Annotated in this window: 15 protein-coding genes; 3 read left to right on the forward strand and 12 right to left on the reverse strand. The window is 58.8% G+C overall.

Annotated elements, in window-relative coordinates:
- Entirely contained in the window at positions 1-1,716 is a 1,716-nt protein-coding gene (gene nagE, locus AC0ZWN_RS13785) for an N-acetylglucosamine-specific PTS transporter subunit IIBC (protein WP_476335435.1), read from the forward strand.
- 78 nt (positions 1,717-1,794) lie between these two features.
- On the opposite strand, the gene AC0ZWN_RS13790 is transcribed toward nagE, so the two are convergent.
- Both AC0ZWN_RS13790 and AC0ZWN_RS13795 read right to left on the reverse strand, forming a co-directional pair.
- The gene (locus tag AC0ZWN_RS13790; protein WP_476335436.1) at positions 1,795-2,094 is read right to left on the reverse strand and encodes a hypothetical protein; all 300 of its coding nucleotides are present in this window, start codon (positions 2,092-2,094) and stop codon (positions 1,795-1,797) included.
- A 225-nt stretch (positions 2,095-2,319) separates the two neighbouring features.
- Positions 2,320-2,679 carry a DUF6124 family protein gene (locus AC0ZWN_RS13795; RefSeq protein ID WP_476335438.1) on the reverse strand — a complete coding sequence of 120 codons (360 nt, stop codon included), beginning with the start codon at positions 2,677-2,679 and terminating at the stop codon, positions 2,320-2,322.
- Positions 2,680-3,477: 798 nt separating this feature from the next.
- Here AC0ZWN_RS13795 and AC0ZWN_RS13800 point away from each other — a divergent pair.
- Positions 3,478-3,708 carry an EF-hand domain-containing protein gene (locus AC0ZWN_RS13800; protein ID WP_476335439.1) on the forward strand — a complete coding sequence of 77 codons (231 nt, stop codon included), beginning with the start codon at positions 3,478-3,480 and terminating at the stop codon, positions 3,706-3,708.
- A gap of 540 nt (positions 3,709-4,248) precedes the next feature.
- Here the strand turns inward: AC0ZWN_RS13800 and AC0ZWN_RS13805 are convergent.
- Both AC0ZWN_RS13805 and purL read right to left on the reverse strand, forming a co-directional pair.
- Complete coding sequence (locus tag AC0ZWN_RS13805) at positions 4,249-4,560, reverse strand: YqfO family protein (protein ID WP_042607740.1); 312 nt, start codon at positions 4,558-4,560, stop codon at positions 4,249-4,251.
- Positions 4,561-4,565: 5 nt separating this feature from the next.
- Positions 4,566-8,462: a phosphoribosylformylglycinamidine synthase gene (purL, locus tag AC0ZWN_RS13810; protein WP_095050949.1), complete on the reverse strand. Its 3,897-nt coding sequence runs from the start codon at positions 8,460-8,462 to the stop codon at positions 4,566-4,568.
- Between the two features lie 285 nt (positions 8,463-8,747).
- Between purL and mltF the strand changes: the two genes are divergently transcribed.
- A complete protein-coding gene (gene mltF, locus AC0ZWN_RS13815) occupies positions 8,748-10,208 on the forward strand; it encodes a membrane-bound lytic murein transglycosylase MltF (protein WP_093436891.1) in 1,461 nt (486 codons plus the stop codon).
- A 124-nt stretch (positions 10,209-10,332) separates the two neighbouring features.
- Here the strand turns inward: mltF and pdxJ are convergent, their stop codons facing one another.
- The 8 genes from pdxJ to lptF form a co-directional block, all read right to left on the reverse strand.
- Positions 10,333-11,076: a pyridoxine 5'-phosphate synthase gene (gene pdxJ / locus AC0ZWN_RS13820; protein ID WP_038357694.1), complete on the reverse strand. Its 744-nt coding sequence runs from the start codon at positions 11,074-11,076 to the stop codon at positions 10,333-10,335.
- A 207-nt stretch (positions 11,077-11,283) separates the two neighbouring features.
- Positions 11,284-11,973, reverse strand: a complete 690-nt coding sequence (gene recO / locus AC0ZWN_RS13825) for a DNA repair protein RecO (RefSeq protein WP_476335440.1) — start codon at positions 11,971-11,973, stop codon at positions 11,284-11,286.
- A gap of 168 nt (positions 11,974-12,141) precedes the next feature.
- Positions 12,142-13,044, reverse strand: a complete 903-nt coding sequence (era, locus tag AC0ZWN_RS13830) for a GTPase Era (RefSeq protein WP_007909024.1) — start codon at positions 13,042-13,044, stop codon at positions 12,142-12,144.
- A complete protein-coding gene (gene rnc / locus AC0ZWN_RS13835) occupies positions 13,037-13,726 on the reverse strand; it encodes a ribonuclease III (RefSeq protein ID WP_093436904.1) in 690 nt (229 codons plus the stop codon). The genes era and rnc overlap by 8 nt, the downstream gene beginning before the upstream one ends.
- Before the next feature lie 169 nt (positions 13,727-13,895).
- Positions 13,896-14,750, reverse strand: a complete 855-nt coding sequence (gene lepB / locus AC0ZWN_RS13840; RefSeq protein WP_095050950.1) for a signal peptidase I — start codon at positions 14,748-14,750, stop codon at positions 13,896-13,898.
- Between the two features lie 5 nt (positions 14,751-14,755).
- Positions 14,756-16,555 (reverse strand): translation elongation factor 4, encoded by a 1,800-nt coding sequence (gene lepA / locus AC0ZWN_RS13845; protein ID WP_008083639.1) that lies wholly within the window; start codon positions 16,553-16,555, stop codon positions 14,756-14,758.
- Positions 16,556-16,728: 173 nt separating this feature from the next.
- Positions 16,729-17,790, reverse strand: a complete 1,062-nt coding sequence (gene lptG / locus AC0ZWN_RS13850; protein ID WP_476335441.1) for an LPS export ABC transporter permease LptG — start codon at positions 17,788-17,790, stop codon at positions 16,729-16,731.
- Positions 17,783-18,904: an LPS export ABC transporter permease LptF gene (gene lptF, locus AC0ZWN_RS13855; protein WP_095050952.1), complete on the reverse strand. Its 1,122-nt coding sequence runs from the start codon at positions 18,902-18,904 to the stop codon at positions 17,783-17,785. The genes lptG and lptF overlap by 8 nt, the downstream gene beginning before the upstream one ends.
- Between the last annotated feature and the right edge of the window lie 95 nt (positions 18,905-18,999).

Raw genomic sequence — 18,999 nt, forward strand, 5'->3', positions numbered from 1 at the left:
ATGTACCAACTCTTCATCGAAGGCCTGCAACGCCTCGGCCGCGCGCTGATGCTGCCGATCGCGATCCTGCCGATTGCCGGCCTGCTGCTGCGCCTGGGTGACACCGACCTGCTGAACATCGCGATCATTCACGATGCCGGCCAAGTGATCTTCGCCAACCTGGCGATGATCTTCGCCATCGGCATCGCCGTCGGTTTCGCCAAGGACAACAACGGTACCGCCGGTCTTGCCGGAGTGATCGGTTATCTGGTGATGATCTCCACGCTGAAGGTGCTCGATGCGAGCATCAACATGGGCATGCTCGCCGGGATCGTCAGCGGCCTGATGGCGGGCGCGCTGTACAATCGCTTCAAGGACATCAAGCTGCCGGAATACCTGGCGTTCTTCGGTGGCCGACGGTTTGTACCGATTGTCACCGGGTTCGCGGCGGTCGGCCTCGGTGTCGTGTTCGGCTATATCTGGCCGCCGATCCAGCACGGCATCAACGCGTTTGGTGCGCTGATGATGGAAAGCGGCAGTATCGGCGCGTTCGTGTTTGGCGTGTTCAACCGCCTGCTGATCGTCACCGGCCTGCACCATATCCTCAACAACATGGCGTGGTTCGTGTTCGGCAACTTCACCGATCCAACTACCGGGGCTCTGGTGACGGGTGACCTGTCGCGCTACTTCGCCGGTGATCCGAAGGGCGGCCAGTTCATGACCGGCATGTTCCCGATGATGATCTTCGGCCTGCCCGCCGCGTGCCTGGCGATGTATCGCAACGCCCTGCCGGAACGGCGCAAGGTGATGGGCGGGATTTTTCTGTCGATGGCTTTGACGTCGTTTTTGACTGGGGTGACCGAGCCGATTGAATTCGCCTTCATGTTTCTGGCGCCGTTGTTGTATCTGCTGCATGCGCTGCTGACCGGGTTGTCGATGGCGATCACCAATGCGCTGAACATCCATTTGGGTTTTACCTTCTCCGGCGGCTTCATCGACATGGTGCTGGGTTGGGGGCGCTCGACCAATGGCTGGTTGGTGATTCCGGTCGGGCTGGCTTACGCCGTGGTGTATTACGCGGTGTTTGATTTCTGCATTCGTCGCTTCAACTTGAAGACGCCGGGGCGTGAGGATGTCGCTGTCAGTGAAAAAGCCGTACTGACTGAGAACGAGCGCGCCAGTGCCTACATCAAGGCGTTGGGCGGAGCAGAGAACTTGCTCACCGTCGGCGCCTGCACCACGCGGTTGCGACTGGAGATGGTTGATCGCAACAAGGCTTCGAATGCAGACCTGAAAGCGTTGGGGGCAATGGCGGTTGTGCGTCCGGGCAAGGGTGGAAGTTTGCAGGTGGTTGTCGGGCCGATGGCGGACAGTATTGCCGATGAGATTCGTCTGGCGATGCCTTCTCTGGGACGTGCCGTTCTGGTTGAGACATCTGTTGTTGCTGATGAGTCGAAAGCCGCTGTGATTGCCGGCTCCGAAGCGCAGCAATGGCTGACCGCACTGGGCGGTGGCGACAACGTGCTGCAACTGGATTGCATTGCCATGAGTCGGATTCGCTTGCTGTTGGCGGATGGCAAGGCACTGTCCGAGGCGCAGTTGAAGGAGCTGGGTTGCCAGGGTGTCAGCCAGTTGGAGGGTGGGGTCTGGCACTTGTTGGTGGGTGACAAAGCTGCGAGTTTGAGTGGAGCACTTGAAGCGCTGGTCAATCGCAGTGAGGTCAGTACGAAGGTTTAAGCCAAAGCAAAATCAAACAGCCTTGCTGATCAAGGAAAAGCCGCTGCGCTATGAAGCACAGCGGCTTTTTTTCGGCAGTTACTTCGCTGCAACAACGGTAAACATACGAGCCTGTGACATACCAGCGCTTCCTCTGGCCGCAATCGAATGAGCACCCAGCGCCAGACCTGTCAGGTGCAGCGCCCAGCTTCCTGTACCACTGGCGATTACTTGCCCCTTCACAACAGAAGCGTCGAGGATTTCAACTCTCTCTCCAGCAACTGCAATCCCGCTCAAGTGCACAGAAGTTGCAAAAGTGGCGCCACCGTTGGGAATTTCTAGGCCGTTTTCGTCTTTCACATAGGTGATTACTGGCACAACATTTTTTTCAGCAGACATATCTAAGTTCCTTCTTACCCGTTTTGGATGGAAGGCTTATCTAAAAGGAGTTGGAGGTATCGCACCACTGTCAGAAATTACAGGTCAAGGGCTGTTTGCGATGAACGGTCAACGCCACATCTGCCACTGAATTGAGCCGCGAACGTCAATCTGCAAAGTCATGCGTTTGAGCAGGCTCGCCCCTATCCAAATGGGGCGAACCTGTTTGCGATGTCCCCGTATAGATCAGGTTTGCGGGTCTACCCGATCCAGTGCGCGGTTTACCGCCAGTTCGGCAAGCATGACGATTTGCTGGATGCCTAATACGGTGCTGCGCTGAGAACCGCTTAGCTCATTGGCGAAGTTGCTGGCGGCGGTGCTTGCCGAGGCTAACGATTCGCAGGCGTGGGCGAGCAGGCTTTCGGTGTCGACCTCTGGGCGGACCATGAACATGGTGCTCGGTCGGCAGGGCTTTGCGGGGTCGGGGCACAGATAGAAGTCGAGGGCGCGTTTGATGGCTTCGCGGTTTCGGGCCTGGTCTTCGGCGCGGAGGGCTTCTTCGAGTGGGGTTTTGGTTTCGGGTGGATCGGGTACGGGCTTAGTCATTGCAATGATCTCTAATCAATGATTGAGCCATCACTGGTCGTTTCTCACGCGACGAAGAGGTGGCAGCTATGTGCGGAGTGAGAAACCGGTAAGAGATCAACCCGGCCGAACCGAAGTCCGCCCGCACACAGCCGCCATAGAACATCACCAGCAGCAAATGAGCTGGCGGCGATTATGGTGCTACTGACGTTTGATTAAAACCTCTTACCGGGTTCTCACGCCCGATCACCGATTTGCGGTGACAGCCAAAGACTAGAGACCCGACGTCCGACGGACAACCTGAAAACCTTGTGGGAAGGTTCTGGCTATTCGACACATCATTAAACAGCCAAAAGCAAACCCTCACCCTAGCCCTCTCCCAGAGGGAGAGGGGACTGACCGAGGTGTTTGGTGGATGTACGCCGACATGAAATACCAAGTCGAATTCAGGTTTTGAAAAGCCCATTAATCCCTCACTCTCCCCTAGCCGAACTCAGTTTCGCACCCCACAAATCGGCCCCCTCTCTCCGAACCAAACTCAGGCTTGAATAGCACACAAATCGACTCCCTCTCCCTCGGGAAAGGGCTGGGCGGGCGGCGTTCCGATGAGGGGCGAATCCAGCACAAAACCCAAGTCGATCACACACCGCTCAAACAGGATGAGCGCCAGCTCGGCTGCCCCCCACATTGCTGGCACTGTCAACTGTCAGGTCTGACAGTTGACCGCCTTGATCGACCTTATTACGTTGACTGAATCAGGCAGTTTTTATGTCGTAGCCTCGATAACCCGAAGCTCAATTCATTAAGGATGGCTGCGACATGGCAAAGAAAATGACGGACGCAGAACAACTGGAACATCTGAAAAAAACCTTCAGAGATCTTGATGAAAATTCAGACGGAACTCTTACTTTCGAAGAGTTCGCCAACGGTGCTCAAGGCTTTGAAAAAACCATGAGAACTTGGGTTTGGGATGAATACAACAAGGATCGGAACAGCAAATTAACCCTAAAAGAGTACCTGGCCCAAAAAAAAACGAAGCCCGCCGAATAGTTTCCTAACCTCCAGGCCGCCATCGCTGGCAAGCCAGCTCCCACAGAGCAAAGCAACACCACCACCCCGCTCCTCACCACTCAATAGGCCGAGTGTCAGCTCGCCTGCTCTTGATCTTGATCCACCGGCCCCGTCGGCAGGCTGAGAGGAGGGATTTATCCGGGGGTGGGAGCGCAGCGACCGTTTGGCGCAGCCAAATGCATCGAGAGGAGGTGCAGCGAAGCAAACCGTAGGCGATGCGCCCGGATGGATCCCGGAGCGAAGGAACCCCGAGCTTTAGCGAGTGGGCCGAACGTTGGGGCAAGCGTTTTTTTGCTTACTTTTTTTAGGCGTTTGTAAAAAAAGTGAGTCGCCGTAAGGGCGAAACCGCCAGCCGCAGCACCCGAAGAAACGGATATTCACTCAGTCAGCCAGAACATGGTCGCCTGTCAGGGCGCCATCGCGAGCAGGCTCACTCCTACAGAACAGCAAATCGCAGGCAACAAAAAACCCGCAGACAATCCCTCATCTGCGGGTTTCTTGTTTCAGCAGCAAAGAAGATCAGAAATCTTCCAGCCGCCACACCTCATAAGCCGGCGTCTCGTAGGGATGGCTCAACTTAAGCGCCGCCACAACAGCAACGATCAACTCATCCGCCACCACAAGCTCAACCTTCCATTCCTCAACCCGCTCAACCTGCCCTGCCTCACCAATAAACGGCTGACTCCCGTCCAAAGGTCGAAACTGGCCCAGACCAAGCACCTGCCACGCACAGTGGTCATAGTCACCGATCCGCCCACCACCGGCAGCGAACACAGCCCCTTTGACCACCTCGACATGACTGTCAGGAACAAAAAACGCCAGCTTGTACACAGGCCTTAGTTCACCCAGACGCGCGCGTTACGGAACATACGCATCCAAGGTGCATCCTCGTTCCAGTCTTCCGAACGCCACGAGTTCTGCACCGCGCGGAACACACGCTCCGGGTGCGGCATCATGATCGTCACACGGCCATCACGGCTGGTGAGACCGGTAATCCCGCGCGGCGAACCGTTCGGGTTGGCCGGATAACGCTCGGTGACCTTGCCATGGTTGTCGACGAAACGCATCGCCACGCAACCGGACAGATCGGCTTCCAGCAGTGCTTCTTCGCTGGAGAACTCAGCGTGACCTTCACCGTGAGCAATGGCGATCGGCATACGCGAACCGGCCATGCCTTGCAGGAAGATCGAGTTCGACTCCTGAACCTGAACCATCGCGACACGCGCTTCGAACTGCTCGGAGCGGTTGCGCACGAAGTGCGGCCAGAATTCGCTGCCCGGAATCAGCTCGTGCAGGTTGGACATCATCTGGCAACCGTTGCACACGCCGAGGGTGAAGCTGTCGTTACGCTCGAAGAAGCCCTGGAACGCATCGCGGGCGCGGCTGTTGAACAGTGCCGACTTGGCCCAGCCTTCACCGGCGCCGAGAACGTCGCCGTAGGAGAAACCACCGCAGGCCACCAGACCTTTGAACTCGTTCAGGTCGACACGGCCGGCCAGAATATCGCTCATGTGCACGTCGATCGCGTTGAAACCGGCGCGGTCGAACGCGGCGGCCATTTCCACCTGACCGTTGACGCCCTGCTCACGCAGCACGGCAACCTGAGGGCGGATGCCTTTCTTGATGTAAGGCGCGGCTATGTCCTGGTTGACGTCGTAGCTGAGCTTGACGCTCAGGCCCGGGTTGTCTTCTTCCAGCAGCACGTCGAACTCTTGCTCAGCGCAGTCGGCGTTATCACGCAGACGCTGGATCTGGTAGCTGGTCTCGGCCCACTGACGTTGCAGCAGACGACGCTGACCTTCGAACACGGTGTCACCGTTGAAGGTGATGTTGATCTGGCCATTGTTGATCGGTTGACCGATCACCGACACGCAGTCGCCCAGACCGGCCGCGCTGAATTGCGCGAGGATATCTGGCGTGGCGTCCTGACGAACCTGGATCACGGCACCCAGCTCTTCGTTGAACAGGATCGCAGCGATTTCCGCCGAAGACTCGGCAACGCTGTCCAGGTTCAGGCTCAGACCGCAGTGGCCGGCGAAGGCCATTTCCACCACGGAGGTCAGCAGACCACCGTCGGAACGGTCGTGGTAAGCCAGCAGGTGACCGTCGGCGTTGAGGCCCTGGATCACTGCGAAGAAGGCTTTCAGGTCTTCGGCGTCATCGACATCCGGCGCATGTTTGCCGAGCTTGCCGTGAACCTGAGCAAGGATCGAAGCACCCATACGGTTCTGACCGCGACCGAGGTCGATCAGGATCAGGTCGGTGGTGCCCTTGTCCATGCGCAGTTCCGGAGTCAGGGTCTGACGGATGTCAGCCACTGGCGCGAAACCGGTCACGATCAGCGACATCGGCGAGGTCACGGTTTTTTCTTCGCCGTTATCGTTCCAGCGGGTGGCCATGGACATCGAGTCCTTGCCCACCGGAATGGTGATGCCCAGCTCAGGGCACAGTTCCATACCGACCGCTTTCACAGTGTCGTACAGACGCGCGTCTTCGCCCGGGTGGCCGGCAGCCGACATCCAGTTCGCCGACAGTTTGATGTCGGAGAGCTTGTTGATGCGCGAAGCAGCGATGTTGGTCAGGGTTTCGCCAATGGCCATGCGGCCCGACGCCGGAGCGTCCAGCAGTGCCAGCGGAGTCCGCTCGCCCATTGCCATCGCTTCACCGGTGTAGACGTCAAAACTGGTGGCGGTGACAGCAACGTCGGCCACCGGAACCTGCCATGGGCCAACCATTTGGTCACGGGCCACGAGGCCGGTGATGGTGCGGTCGCCGATGGTGATCAGGAAGCTTTTGCTCGCCACGGCCGGGTGATGCAGAACGCGCTCGATGGACTCGGTGATGTCGAGGTTCGACGGATCGAAGTCATCGCCCAATTCGGCTTCACGAACTACCGAACGGTGCATGCGCGGGGCTTTGCCCAGCAACACTTCCAGTGGCATGTCCACCGGGTTGTTGCCGAAGTGGCTGTCGGTCACGGTCAGTTGCGGCTCGGCAGTGGCTTCGCCGACTACAGCAAACGGGCAACGCTCACGTTCACAGATCGCCTGGAAGCGCTCGAAGTCCTCAGGGCCTACCGCCAGAACGTAACGTTCCTGGGATTCGTTGGACCAGATTTCGTGCGGGGCCATGCCCGGCTCGTCGTTGGGAATGTTGCGCAGTTCGAAACGGCCACCGCGGTCGCCGTCGTTGACCAGTTCCGGGAAGGCGTTGGACAGACCGCCCGCGCCGACGTCGTGGATGAAGCTGATCGGGTTTTTGTCGCCCAGTTGCCAGCAACGGTCGATGACTTCCTGGCAGCGACGCTCCATTTCAGGGTTTTCACGCTGCACGGAAGCGAAGTCGAGATCCGCCGAGCTGGTGCCTGTGGCCATCGAGGACGCGGCGCCGCCGCCCAGACCGATCAACATCGCCGGGCCGCCGAGGACGATGAGCTTGGAGCCAACGACGATCTCGCCTTTCTTGACGTGTTCTTCACGGATGTTGCCCATGCCGCCAGCGAGCATGATCGGCTTGTGGTAACCACGAACTTCGTCACCGTGCGGGGTGGTGATCGACTGTTCGAAGGTACGGAAGTAACCGGTCAGGGCCGGACGACCGAATTCGTTGTTGAACGCAGCGCCGCCGAGCGGGCCTTCGATCATGATGTCCAGCGCGGTAACAATGCGCTCAGGCTTGCCGTACGGCACTTCCCACGGCTGTTCGAAGCCCGGGATCTGCAGGTTGGACACGGTGAAACCGGTCAGGCCAGCCTTTGGCTTGGCGCCACGGCCGGTTGCACCTTCGTCACGGATTTCGCCGCCGGAACCGGTGGACGCGCCCGGGAACGGAGCAATTGCGGTCGGGTGGTTGTGGGTTTCAACCTTCATCAGGATGTGCACCGGCTCCTGCACCGCGCCGTACTGGCGGGTTTCAGGATTCGGGAAGAAACGGCCGGCAACGTTGCCGACGATCACCGAAGCGTTGTCCTTATAAGCCGACAGAACGCCTTCGCTGTGCATCACGTAGGTGTTCTTGATCATGCCGAACAGGCTTTTTTCCTGGTTCTCACCATCAATATCCCAACTGGCGTTGAAGATTTTGTGGCGGCAGTGCTCGGAGTTGGCCTGGGCGAACATCATCAGTTCGATGTCGTGCGGGTTGCGCTTGAGACCGTTGAAGGCATTGACCAGGTAATCGATCTCGTCTTCAGCCAGAGCCAGGCCCAGCTCGGTGTTGGCTTTTTCCAGCGCAGCGCGACCACCACCGAGGATGTCGATTGCAGTCAGCGGCTTCGGCTCGGCGTGGCTGAACAGACCGGCGGCCTGCTCGAGGTTAGCCAGGACGATCTGGGTCATGCGGTCATGCAGCACGTCGGCAATCTGCTGCGCTTCGGCTTCGCTGAACTGACCGGCAACGTAGAAGGCGATACCGCGCTCCAGACGCTGGATCTTGCTCAGGCCGCAGTTGCGGGCGATGTCGCTGGCCTTGCTCGACCATGGCGAGATGGTGCCGAAACGCGGCAACACCAAAAACAGACGGCCGGTCGGCTCTTGTACCGGAACACTTGGACCGTACTTCAGAAGGCGCGCAAGCACCTGCTGTTCGTCGCCGGTCAGGACGCCGGTGACTTCGGCGAAGTGAGCGAATTCAGCATACAAGCCACTGACAGCCGGAACCTTCTGGCTCAGTTGCTCAAGGAGTTTGCTGTGGCGAAAGGCAGAAAGGGCAGGAGCGCCGCGCAGGATCAACATCTTCGGGACAGCCTCGGGAAGGGGTGTGCTTTGAGGCCGTGCATTCTAGCCTAAACCGCCCTCAACATCACCCGAAACGCTACGCACGGTTGCACTCGGGTATCAATCTGTGTTTCCGACTTCAGAGTCAGGTAAATCAGCGATTCAGATGCCGCTTATTTTTACTGTAACAAAATGCCGTCAAGCCCCGTTTCTGCGGGGTTTCGTGCAGTTTTGTGATCGCTAGCAGACTCGCCCTGCACTGTCGAGATATGGCGCCCGCAGCCGTTTGCGTATACTGCGCAGATGTTTTTCCCAACGGCTTTGCGTCCGCGGTACGCCAAATGGCTGATCGCAACCGGACTCTTCCTGATGCTCGGTGGCTGTGTTGATAAACCCAACACACTCGAGCGCGTAAAGGAGGATGGTGTGCTGCGGGTGATTACCCGTAACAGCCCCGCCACCTACTTTCAGGATCGCAGCGGTGAAACCGGCTTCGAATACGAGCTGGTGAAGCGCTTCGCCGACGATTTGGGCGTAGAGCTGAAGATCGAGACCGCCGACAACCTCGATGACTTGTTCGATCAGATCGGCAAGCCGAACGGCCCGGTGCTGGCCGCCGCCGGTCTGGTCAGCAGCGAACAGCGCAAGCAGCAGGTGCGGTTCTCGCACTCCTACCTTGAAGTCACCCCGCAGATCATCTATCGCAACGGCCAGTCACGGCCAACCGATCCTGGCGATCTGGTCGGCAAGAAGATCATGGTGCTCAAGGGCAGCACCCACGCCGAGCAACTGGCGGAGCTGAAAAAGAAATTCCCCGGCATCGAATACGAAGAGTCAGACGCGGTTGAAGTGGTCGACCTGCTGCGCATGGTCGATGAAGGCCAGATCGACCTGACCCTGGTCGATTCCAACGAAGTGGCGATGAATCAGGTGTACTTCACCAACATTCGTGTGGCCTTCGACCTCGGTGATGCGCGCAGCCAGAGCTGGGCGGTCGGCCCCGGCGAAGACAACAGTCTGCTCAACGAAATCAACGCGTACCTGGACAAAGTGCAGAAGAACGGCACCCTGCAACGCTTGAAGGATCGCTATTACGGCCACGTCGATGTTCTCGGCTATATGGGCGCCACGACCTTCGCCCAGCACTTGCAGCAGCGCCTGCCGAAATACGAACAGCACTTCAAGAATTACGCGAAGAAAGAGAAAGTCGACTGGCGTCTGCTGGCGGCCATTGGTTATCAGGAATCGCTGTGGCAGCCGACGGTTACCTCGAAGACCGGCGTGCGCGGGCTGATGATGCTGACCCAGAACACGGCACAGGCAATGGGCGTGTCCAACCGCCTCGATCCGAAGCAGAGCATCATGGGCGGCGCCAAGTACCTGGCTTATATGAAGGATCAGCTCGACGATTCGATCAAGGAGCCGGATCGCACCTGGTTCGCCCTCGCGGCCTACAACGTCGGCAGTGGCCACCTGGATGACGCGCGCAAGCTGACGGCCAAGGAAGGGCTGAACCCGGACAAATGGCTGGACGTGAAGAAAATCCTGCCGCGCCTGTCGCAGAAACAGTGGTACAGCAAGACGCGTTATGGCTACGCCCGAGGCGGCGAGCCGGTGCACTTTGTGGCGAACATTCGTCGTTACTACGACATTTTGACTTGGGTGACGCAGCCGCAACTTGAGGGTGATCAAGTGGCTGAGGGCAATCTGCATGTGCCCGGTATCGACAAGTCGAAACCCGCTCAAGAACCTGCCCCGCTCTAACAGACCCTGGAACCAAATGTGGGAGCGAGCCTGCTCGCGAAGGCGTCGTGTCAGTCGACATCATGCTTGACTGATACACCGCTTTCGCGAGCAGGCTCGCTCCCACAGTTGTTACGCGGTGATCTTAGTGCTTGGCAGCGGCCAGAATCAGCGCTTTCATTTCAGACACAGCAGACTTGAACCCGACGAACAACGCATGCGCCACCAGCGCATGGCCGATGTTCAGTTCGTTGATGCCTTTGATCGCCGCTACGGCTTCAACGTTGTGGTAGTGCAAGCCGTGACCCGCGTTAACGATCAGGCCTTGGGCCAGACCAAACGCCACGCCATCGGCGACACGCTTGAGCTCTTCTGCCACTTCGGTCGGGGTTTCGGCATCGGCGTAACGGCCGGTGTGCAGTTCGATGGCCGGCGCACCGACACGCTTCGACGCTGCGATCTGGCGCTCGTCGGCATCGATGAACAGCGACACTTCGCTGCCGATCTTCGACAGGCGCTCAACCGCTGCCTTGATGCGCTCTTCCTGCCCCGCCACATCCAGGCCACCTTCAGTGGTCAGCTCCTGACGGGTTTCCGGCACCAGGCAAATGTGCGCCGGACGAATGCGTTCGGCAAACGCCATCATTTCTTCGGTGACGCCCATTTCGAAGTTCATGCGGGTTTGCAGCACATCCTTGAGCAGCAAGACATCGCGCTCCTGGATATGCCGACGGTCTTCACGCAGGTGCACGGTGATGCCATCGGCCCCCGCCTCTTCCGCGTCCAGCGCCGCCTTGACCGGATCCGGGTAGCGCGTGCCACGAGCCTGACGCAGGGTGGCGACGTGGTCGATGTTCACGCCAAGAAGAATGCGATTGCTGGTGGTCACGGATGCGCGCTCCTGAAGAAAAAGATTCGGCGCACAGCATACACGGTGAAGGGTCTGTTTACGTCTGGGCGCGGCGGCAACGGGATGCTGGCTGAGTGCAGGGCAAGGCGCGAGGAACGAAGTTTGGTTGCGCCAAATGAGTTCCGAGCAACGCGGCCCTGCGCGCAGCCAGCGCCCGTTGCGCCGCGTCCAGACGTAAACAGACCCTTAGGGCTTGCGAAACAGCTCGCGACTGACGAGAGGACGACCGCCCAGGTGAACAGCCAGTGCCTGACGCATCAAGCGCTTGGCGGCGGAGAGCGCGCCGGGGGCGGTCCAGTCGGCTTCGGCCATGGCCAGTAATTCGACGCCGTTGAACAGGCCGGGTTGTAGCAGGAAGACCCGCTCAAGACCGGCATCCACTTGCAGACGATAAAGACCATCCGGCGCAACAGGTTCGCCATTGACATCGGTATTCAACGAAAAGCCGTAACCGAGATCGTCCAGCAGCCGCCATTCGAAGGAGCGCAGCAACGGCTCCAGCGGACGACCTTCGGCCAATGCCAGCAAGGTCGCGGCGTAGTGATCGAAGACGCCCGGGTGCGGGTCTTCGGCAGGCAGCAGGCGAATCAGCAATTCATTGAGATAGAGACCGCTGAACAGCGCTTCACCGTTGAGCCACGCCGAGGTGCCAGAGCTCTCCATGCGCCCGACGTTCTTCAGCTCGCCCTTGCCACGAAACTCGACTTCCAGCGCCACGAACGGCCGCGCCAATGTCCCGGCCTTGCCCCGCGCACTGCGCAACACCGCCCGCAGCCGACCTTGCGGCGTGAGGAAGTCCACCAACGCACTGGTTTCGCGGTAGGCGCGAGAATGCAGGACGTAGGCGGGTTGGGCGGGAGGCGGGTTTTGCGACATGGAGCTCTCATTGATAAAAACGCGGTTTTTTATTCACCCCAAAACCAATGTGGGAGCGAGCTTGCTCGCGAATGCAGGGTGTCAGTCAACAAATATGTCGTCTGGCACTACGCCTTCGCGAGCAAGCTCGCTCCCACAGGTTTTTTCGGTGTTGCGACAACCGTGTACTTACAGGTCGCCGTAACCCAGCGAACGCAGCGCACGCTCGTCATCGGACCAGCCGCCCTTCACCTTGACCCACAGGTTGAGCATGATCTTGGAGTCGAACAGCAGCTCCATGTCCTTGCGCGCTTCGGTGCCGATGCGTTTGATACGCTCGCCCTTGTCGCCAATGATGATCTTCTTCTGGCCGTCGCGCTCAACGAGGATCAAAGCATGAATGTGCAGGGTCTTGCCCTGCTGCTTGAACTCTTCGATTTCGACGGTGATCTGGTACGGCAGCTCAGCGCCCATCTGGCGCATGATTTTCTCGCGTACCAGTTCGGCGGCAAGGAACCGGCTGCTGCGGTCGGTGATCTGGTCTTCCGGGAAGAAGTGATCGTTCTCCGGCAGATGATCAGCGATAACCTTTTCCAGCGCGTCGAGGTTGTGCCCGTGCTGCGCGGAGATCGGGATGATCTGCGCGTTCGGCAACTGCTCCTGCAACCAGCTCAGGTGCGGCATCAGCTCGGCTTTGTCTTCGATGCGGTCGGTCTTGTTCAGCGCAACGATCAATGGGCCGGTAACGTACTGCACGCGCTCCAGGACCATCTGGTCTTCGTCGGTCCACTTGGTGCGGTCAACGACGAAGATCACCACGTCGACGTCTTTCAACGCTGCCGAAGCGGTTTTGTTCATGTAACGGTTCAGGGCCTTTTCGCCACCCTTGTGCATACCAGGGGTATCGACGTAGATCGCCTGCACGTCACCTTCGGTTTTGATCCCGAGCATGTTGTGGCGAGTGGTCTGAGGCTTGCGCGAGGTGATCGCGAGCTTCTGGCCAAGGATGTGGTTCAGCAGCGTCGACTTACCGACGTTGGGACGGCCGACGATGGCAACATAGCCACAGCGAGTTGCGTTTGTATCAGTCATTGCCATTCTCCACGCCCAGGGCAATCAGTGCTGCGGCGGCCGCTACCTGTTCGGCAATACGACGGCTTACACCCTGACCTCGGCTTTTTTCATTCAGTAAGACAACTTCGCACTCGACGAAGAAGGTTCGGCAGTGCGGCTCGCCCTGGATATCCACCACTTCGTAGCGTGGCAGTTCACAACCGCGCGATTGCAGGTGTTCCTGCAGGCGGGTCTTCGGATCCTTGTTGGTATCGACCAGCGTCAGGCCTTCGAACTCGCCGGCCAGCCAGGCCAGCACGCGCTCGCGCGCCATGTCCATGCCGGCGTCAAGGTAGATCGCGCCGATCAAGGCTTCGAGGGCATCGGCCAGAATCGATTCGCGACGGAAACCGCCGCTTTTCAACTCACCGGAACCCAGTCGCAGGTAATCGCCAAGATCGAAACCGCGAGCCAGTACGGCCAGCGTCTCACCTTTTACCAGGCGTGCGCGCAAACGCGACAACTGGCCTTCGCGGGCCAGCGGGAAGCGATCGAACAGTGCCTCGCCGGCGACAAAATTGAGGATGGCATCGCCGAGGAATTCCAGGCGCTCGTTGTTGCGCCCGGCAAAACTTCGGTGCGTCAGGGCCAGCAGCATCAGCTCCTGATCCTTGAAGGTGTAACCGAGCTGGCGCTCGAGACGGCTTAGAGAAACGCTCACGGTTTACCCACGCTGAGTTCGTGGCTGAATTCCACTGCCATCGCCGGGATGCGGCGCAGGCCTGGGACAATTAACGCTGTGTTCAAAAATTAAATCCTGGCGATTGCGAAGCCGATTGTGCCGGCTCCAGAAATGCATTCGGCGCTGTGGTCAACAGCGCCGTGTGTAATTACTTGATCAGGCCAACCCGCGAAAAATTCGGCAGGTGACTGAGTTTTGATTCCGGCCAGCTCATCCAGACCGCGAAGGCCTTGCCGACGATATTCTGGTCTGGAACCATGCCCAGCAGATCCTTGGGAATGTTCGGATCATCCCAGTAGCGACTGTCGTTCGAGTTGTCGCGGTTGTCGCCCATCATGAAGTAGTGCCCGGCCGGCACGGTCCAGGTATGGTCCGGCGTGGCGCGGTAACGGCTCATTTCCTTGCGGATCAGGTGTTCGGCAGCGCCGAGCTTTTCTTTGTAGAACTCGGCGCTGCCGAGCATGCCCGGCTCCGGGCCGACCAACTGTTCGGCCACCGACTCGCCATTGATGAACAGACGCTTGTCGGCGGTGTAACGCACCGTATCGCCCGGCAGGCCGACTACACGCTTGATGTAATTGACGCTCGGATCACTTGGATAGCGGAACACCATCACGTCACCGCGCTGCGGATCACCCACTTCGATGATTTTCTTGTCGATCACCGGCAGACGGATCCCGTAAGAAAACTTGTTCACCAGAATGAAGTCGCCGACATCCAGGGTGGGTTTCATCGAGCCCGAAGGGATCTGAAACGGTTCCACGAGGAACGAGCGCAGCACCAGCACGATGAACAACACCGGAAAAAACGACTTGCCGTATTCGACCAGCAGCGGCTCTTTGTTCAGTTTTTCAACGACCACTACATCAGGCTGGCTGACACTGCCTTGATAGGAGGCAATGGCAGCACGCCGACGCGGCGCCAGGATCAACAGATCAAGCAACGCCAACAGGCCGCAGACGAACACGGCGATGACCAGCAACAGCGGGAAATTTAGTGACATAGGACCTAACTATCCAACCTGAGCACTGCGAGGAAGGCTTCTTGTGGAATTTCCACGTTGCCGACCTGCTTCATGCGTTTCTTACCGGCCTTTTGCTTCTCGAGCAGTTTCTTCTTACGGCTGACGTCACCGCCGTAGCATTTGGCCAATACGTTCTTTCTGAGCGCCTTGACGGTTGTCCGGGCAACGATCTGACCACCAATGGCGGCCTGAATGGCTACGTCGAACATCTGACGAGGAATCAGTTCTTTCATCTTCTCGGTCAACTGGCGACCTTTGTAGTGCGAGTTGTCACGGTGCACGATCAACGCCAGGGCATCGACCTTGTCGCCGTTGATCAGCACGTCCAGTTTCACCAGATTAGCCGATTGGTAACGATCGAAATGGTAATCCAGCGAAGCATAGCCGCGGCTGGTGGATTTGAGACGGTCGAAGAAGTCCAGGACCACTTCGTTCATCGGCAGGTCGTAGGTGACCTGCACCTGATTGCCGAGGAACAGCATGTCGACTTGAACGCCACGCTTCTCGATGCACAGGGTGATGACGTTGCCCAAGTGTTCCTGCGGCACCAGAATGTTGGCCCGCACGATCGGCTCGCGCATGTCTTCGATCGACGACACATCCGGTAGCTTGGATGGGTTGTCGACGTAAATCGTTTCACCGGTTTTCAGCACCAGCTCGAAAATTACCGTTGGCGCAGTGGTGATCAGGTCCAGGTCGTACTCGCGCTCGAGGCGCTCCTGGATGATTTCCATGTGCAACATGCCAAGGAAGCCGCAACGGAAGCCGAAGCCCAGTGCGTCGGAGCTTTCCGGGGTGTACTGCAACGACGAGTCGTTGAGGGTCAGCTTCTGCAGCGCTTCGCGGAAGTCCTCGAAGTCGTCGGAACTGACCGGGAACAGACCGGCGTAAACCTGTGGCTGGATGCGTTTGAAGCCGGGCAGCACTTCAACGTCCGGGGTCGAGGCCAGGGTCAGGGTGTCACCGACCGGTGCACCGTGAATGTCCTTGATGCTGGCGATGATGAAGCCCACTTCGCCGGCTTTCAAATCAGTGGTGGCGGTGTGTTTCGGGTTGAACACGCCCACGCTGTCGACCAGATGGATCTTGCCGGTGGACTTGACGAGGATCTTGTCACCCTTCTTCACGCGGCCATGACGTACACGTACCAGGGAAACAACGCCCAGGTAGTTGTCGAACCACGAGTCGATGATCAACGCTTGCAGCGGATCTTCAATGTTGCCGGTCGGCGCAGGAATGGTATGCACCAGGCGCTCGAGTACTTCGTCCACACCCAGACCGGTCTTGGCGCTGCAGGTCACGGCGTCGGTGGCATCAATGCCGATGATTTTCTCGATTTCGTCTTTTACGCGATCAGGATCAGCCTGCGGCAGGTCGATCTTGTTCAGCACCGGCATGACCTCAAGGCCCTGCTCGATCGCGGTGTAGCAGTTGGCTACGGACTGAGCTTCAACGCCCTGACCGGCATCGACCACCAGCAAGGCACCCTCACACGCAGCCAGGGAACGGCTGACTTCGTAGGTGAAGTCGACGTGGCCCGGGGTGTCGATGAAGTTCAACTGGTACTTGATGCCGTCTTTGGCGGTGTAATAAAGGGTGACGCTGTGGGCCTTGATGGTGATCCCGCGTTCACGTTCCAGGTCCATGGAGTCCAGCACCTGGGCTTCCATTTCACGCTCGGCCAGGCCGCCGCACATCTGGATGAAGCGATCGGCCAGCGTCGACTTGCCATGGTCAATGTGGGCGATGATGGAGAAATTGCGGATATGACTCAAATCACTCACGGATCAACACTCAAAAAGGCTGCAGGCATAGCCCGCCGAAAAATAGCCGGGAATTGTACCTGATACACGGCGCAAGCGTCACGTTCGCCTGTCACCCGGATTGCATGCAAAAACGCCCCGATCTGTCGACCGAGGCGTTTTCGAGGTTTAAAACACAGGTCAATAGCCTGTCATCAACCGGCTCTTCGCAGCAGCCAGACACCCGCCAGCGCACAGACCCCGGCCGGTACCAGCACCGCGAACAGCGGCGAGAAACCGAACACCAGGCTGGAGGGGCCAAGCAAATCCTGGACGATACGGAAAGTGAAGCCCACCAGCACACCGGTGAACACGCGCTGGCCAAGGGTCACCGAGCGCAGCGGGCCGAAGATGAAGGAGATCGCCATCAGCACCAATGCAGCGGTCACCAGCGGCTGTAACACCTTGACCCAAAATGCCAGCCAGTAGCGGCCGTTGCTCAGGCCCTGCTCGGACAGATAGTGGATGTAGCCCCACAAACCACTGATCGACAGCGATTCCGGAGCCATGACTACGGTGCTCAGCAATTGCGGGCTGAGGGACACGTCCCAACGCTCGGTCGGAGCGTTCACCACTTCTGTGCTGCGCTCATGGAACAAGGTGGTCGCCACATCGCTGAGCTGCCAGTGATTGCCATCGAACTCGGCTTTCTTGGCGAAACTCGAACTCAGCAGGTGACGCTCTTTGTCGAAGTGATAACGGGTCACGCCATACAGCAGGCCGTTGGGTTGCACGGCGTTGATGTGGATGAACTCTTCACCCTGACGGTGCCACATACCGTGCTTGGCGCTTTGCGCGTCGCCGCTGCCTTGCGCCAGCGAGCGATTGGCCTGGGCCATGCTTTCGGTCGCAGGAGCAACGTACTCGCCGATCAGTACGCCGGCCAGCATCAGCACCAGCATTGGTTTCATTACAGCCCAGACGATCCGGCCGATGGACACGCCAGCGGCGCGCATGACGGTCAGCTCACTGCTGCTGGCCAGACTGCCGAGGCCGATCAGGCAGCCGATCAGTGCGGCCATTGGCAGCATTTCGTAGAGACGGCGTGGCGCGGTCAGCAATACGAAGCTGAGGACATCGACGAGGGTGTAGGTGTCGCTGACGTCGCCCATCTCATCGATGAAGGCAAACAAGGTCGCCAGACCGAGAATGATTGCCAGCACGGCGATGATCGCCATGAACACGCTGCTGCCGATGTAACGGTCGAGTTTAACCACGGGCCACCTCCAGCGCTGCAGCGCGACGGCTGGCCATCTTCAGACGCAGCGGCTCCCAATAGAGCAAACCGAGACCGATGAACAGGAAGATCGCATGCACCCACCACAGGCCCAGGGCTGGCGGGATCTTGCCTTTTTCAAGGGCGCCGCGGGCGGCAATCAGAATGGTCAGGTAAGCCATATAAAGAAGAATCGCCGGCAGCAGCTTGAGGAAACGCCCTTGGCGCGGATTGACTCGCGACAGCGGCACCGCCATCAGGGTCACGATAAACACCAGCAGCGGCAGGGACAAACGCCATTGCAGTTCGGTTTTGGAGCGGATGTCATCGCTGCCCAGCAGAGACGAGGTCGGCATGGCGTCGCGATCGGTGACTTCTTCGCTGACGTCCGGCTTGGGCAGCAGTACACCGTAGGTTTCGTAGTGAATGGCGCGGTAATCGGCCTGGCCCGGGCTGCCGTCGTAGCGGTAGCCGTTATCGAGGATCAGGTAGCGGTTGCCGTCGGGACGCACTTCCTGGCGACCGCTTTCGGCCACCAGCACGGAAATCCCGCGATCCTTTTGATCGGCACCGAGGTTCTTTTGCGAAATGAATACGCTGCCCAGATTGACGCGATCGTCGCTCAAGGTCTCGGTATAGGTGACCCGAGTGCCATCACGCAGGGCCTGAAAGCGACCCGGCTCGAGGGTGTCGAATTCGGTCAGGGCGTCTTGCTTGTTCAGCAGCAACTGGAATTGATTGGCGCCTTGCGGGGCCAGGCCCAGGCTCAGCCATGCCACCACCAGTGCCACCAGCGTCGCCGGGAACAGGGTCATGCGAAACAGCTTCTGCTGGCTCATGCCGGTGGCCGAAAGCACCGTCATCTCGCTTTCCAGGTACAGACGACCGTACGCCAGCAGGATCCCGAGGAACAGGCCCAGCGGCAGAATCAGTTGCAGGAACCCCGGCAGACGAAAGCCCATGATCAGGAACAGCGAGCCCGGATCGAGCTGGCCGGCAGCGGCCTGAGCGAGGTATTTGATGAAACGACCGCTCATGATGATGACCAGCAGCACGGCACTCACGGCGCTGAGGGTCAACAGGACTTCGCGGGACAGATAACGGAAGACGATCAAACCAGACACTCCAGGGTTGTCAGGCTAAGGCGGCCAAACAAGCAAACACATCGACCGGCCCGCAACGCAGAGCCGTCGAAAAAAGATGCGGCATT

This window comes from Pseudomonas sp. 3B-A001-10F, from assembly GCF_056313565.1.

Bases quoted from the DNA above. Each gene is read 5' to 3' on its own strand.
- nagE (WP_476335435.1), top strand. From the start codon at position 1: ATGTACCAACTCTTCATCGAAGGCCTGCAACGCCTCGGCCGCGCGCTG.
- AC0ZWN_RS13790 (WP_476335436.1), bottom strand. From the start codon at position 2,094: ATGTCTGCTGAAAAAAATGTTGTGCCAGTAATCACCTATGTGAAAGAC.
- AC0ZWN_RS13795 (WP_476335438.1), bottom strand. From the start codon at position 2,679: ATGACTAAGCCCGTACCCGATCCACCCGAAACCAAAACCCCACTCGAA.
- AC0ZWN_RS13800 (WP_476335439.1), top strand. From the start codon at position 3,478: ATGGCAAAGAAAATGACGGACGCAGAACAACTGGAACATCTGAAAAAA.
- purL (WP_095050949.1), bottom strand. From the start codon at position 8,462: ATGTTGATCCTGCGCGGCGCTCCTGCCCTTTCTGCCTTTCGCCACAGC.
- mltF (WP_093436891.1), top strand. From the start codon at position 8,748: ATGTTTTTCCCAACGGCTTTGCGTCCGCGGTACGCCAAATGGCTGATC.
- recO (WP_476335440.1), bottom strand. From the start codon at position 11,973: ATGTCGCAAAACCCGCCTCCCGCCCAACCCGCCTACGTCCTGCATTCT.
- era (WP_007909024.1), bottom strand. From the start codon at position 13,044: ATGACTGATACAAACGCAACTCGCTGTGGCTATGTTGCCATCGTCGGC.
- lepB (WP_095050950.1), bottom strand. From the start codon at position 14,750: ATGTCACTAAATTTCCCGCTGTTGCTGGTCATCGCCGTGTTCGTCTGC.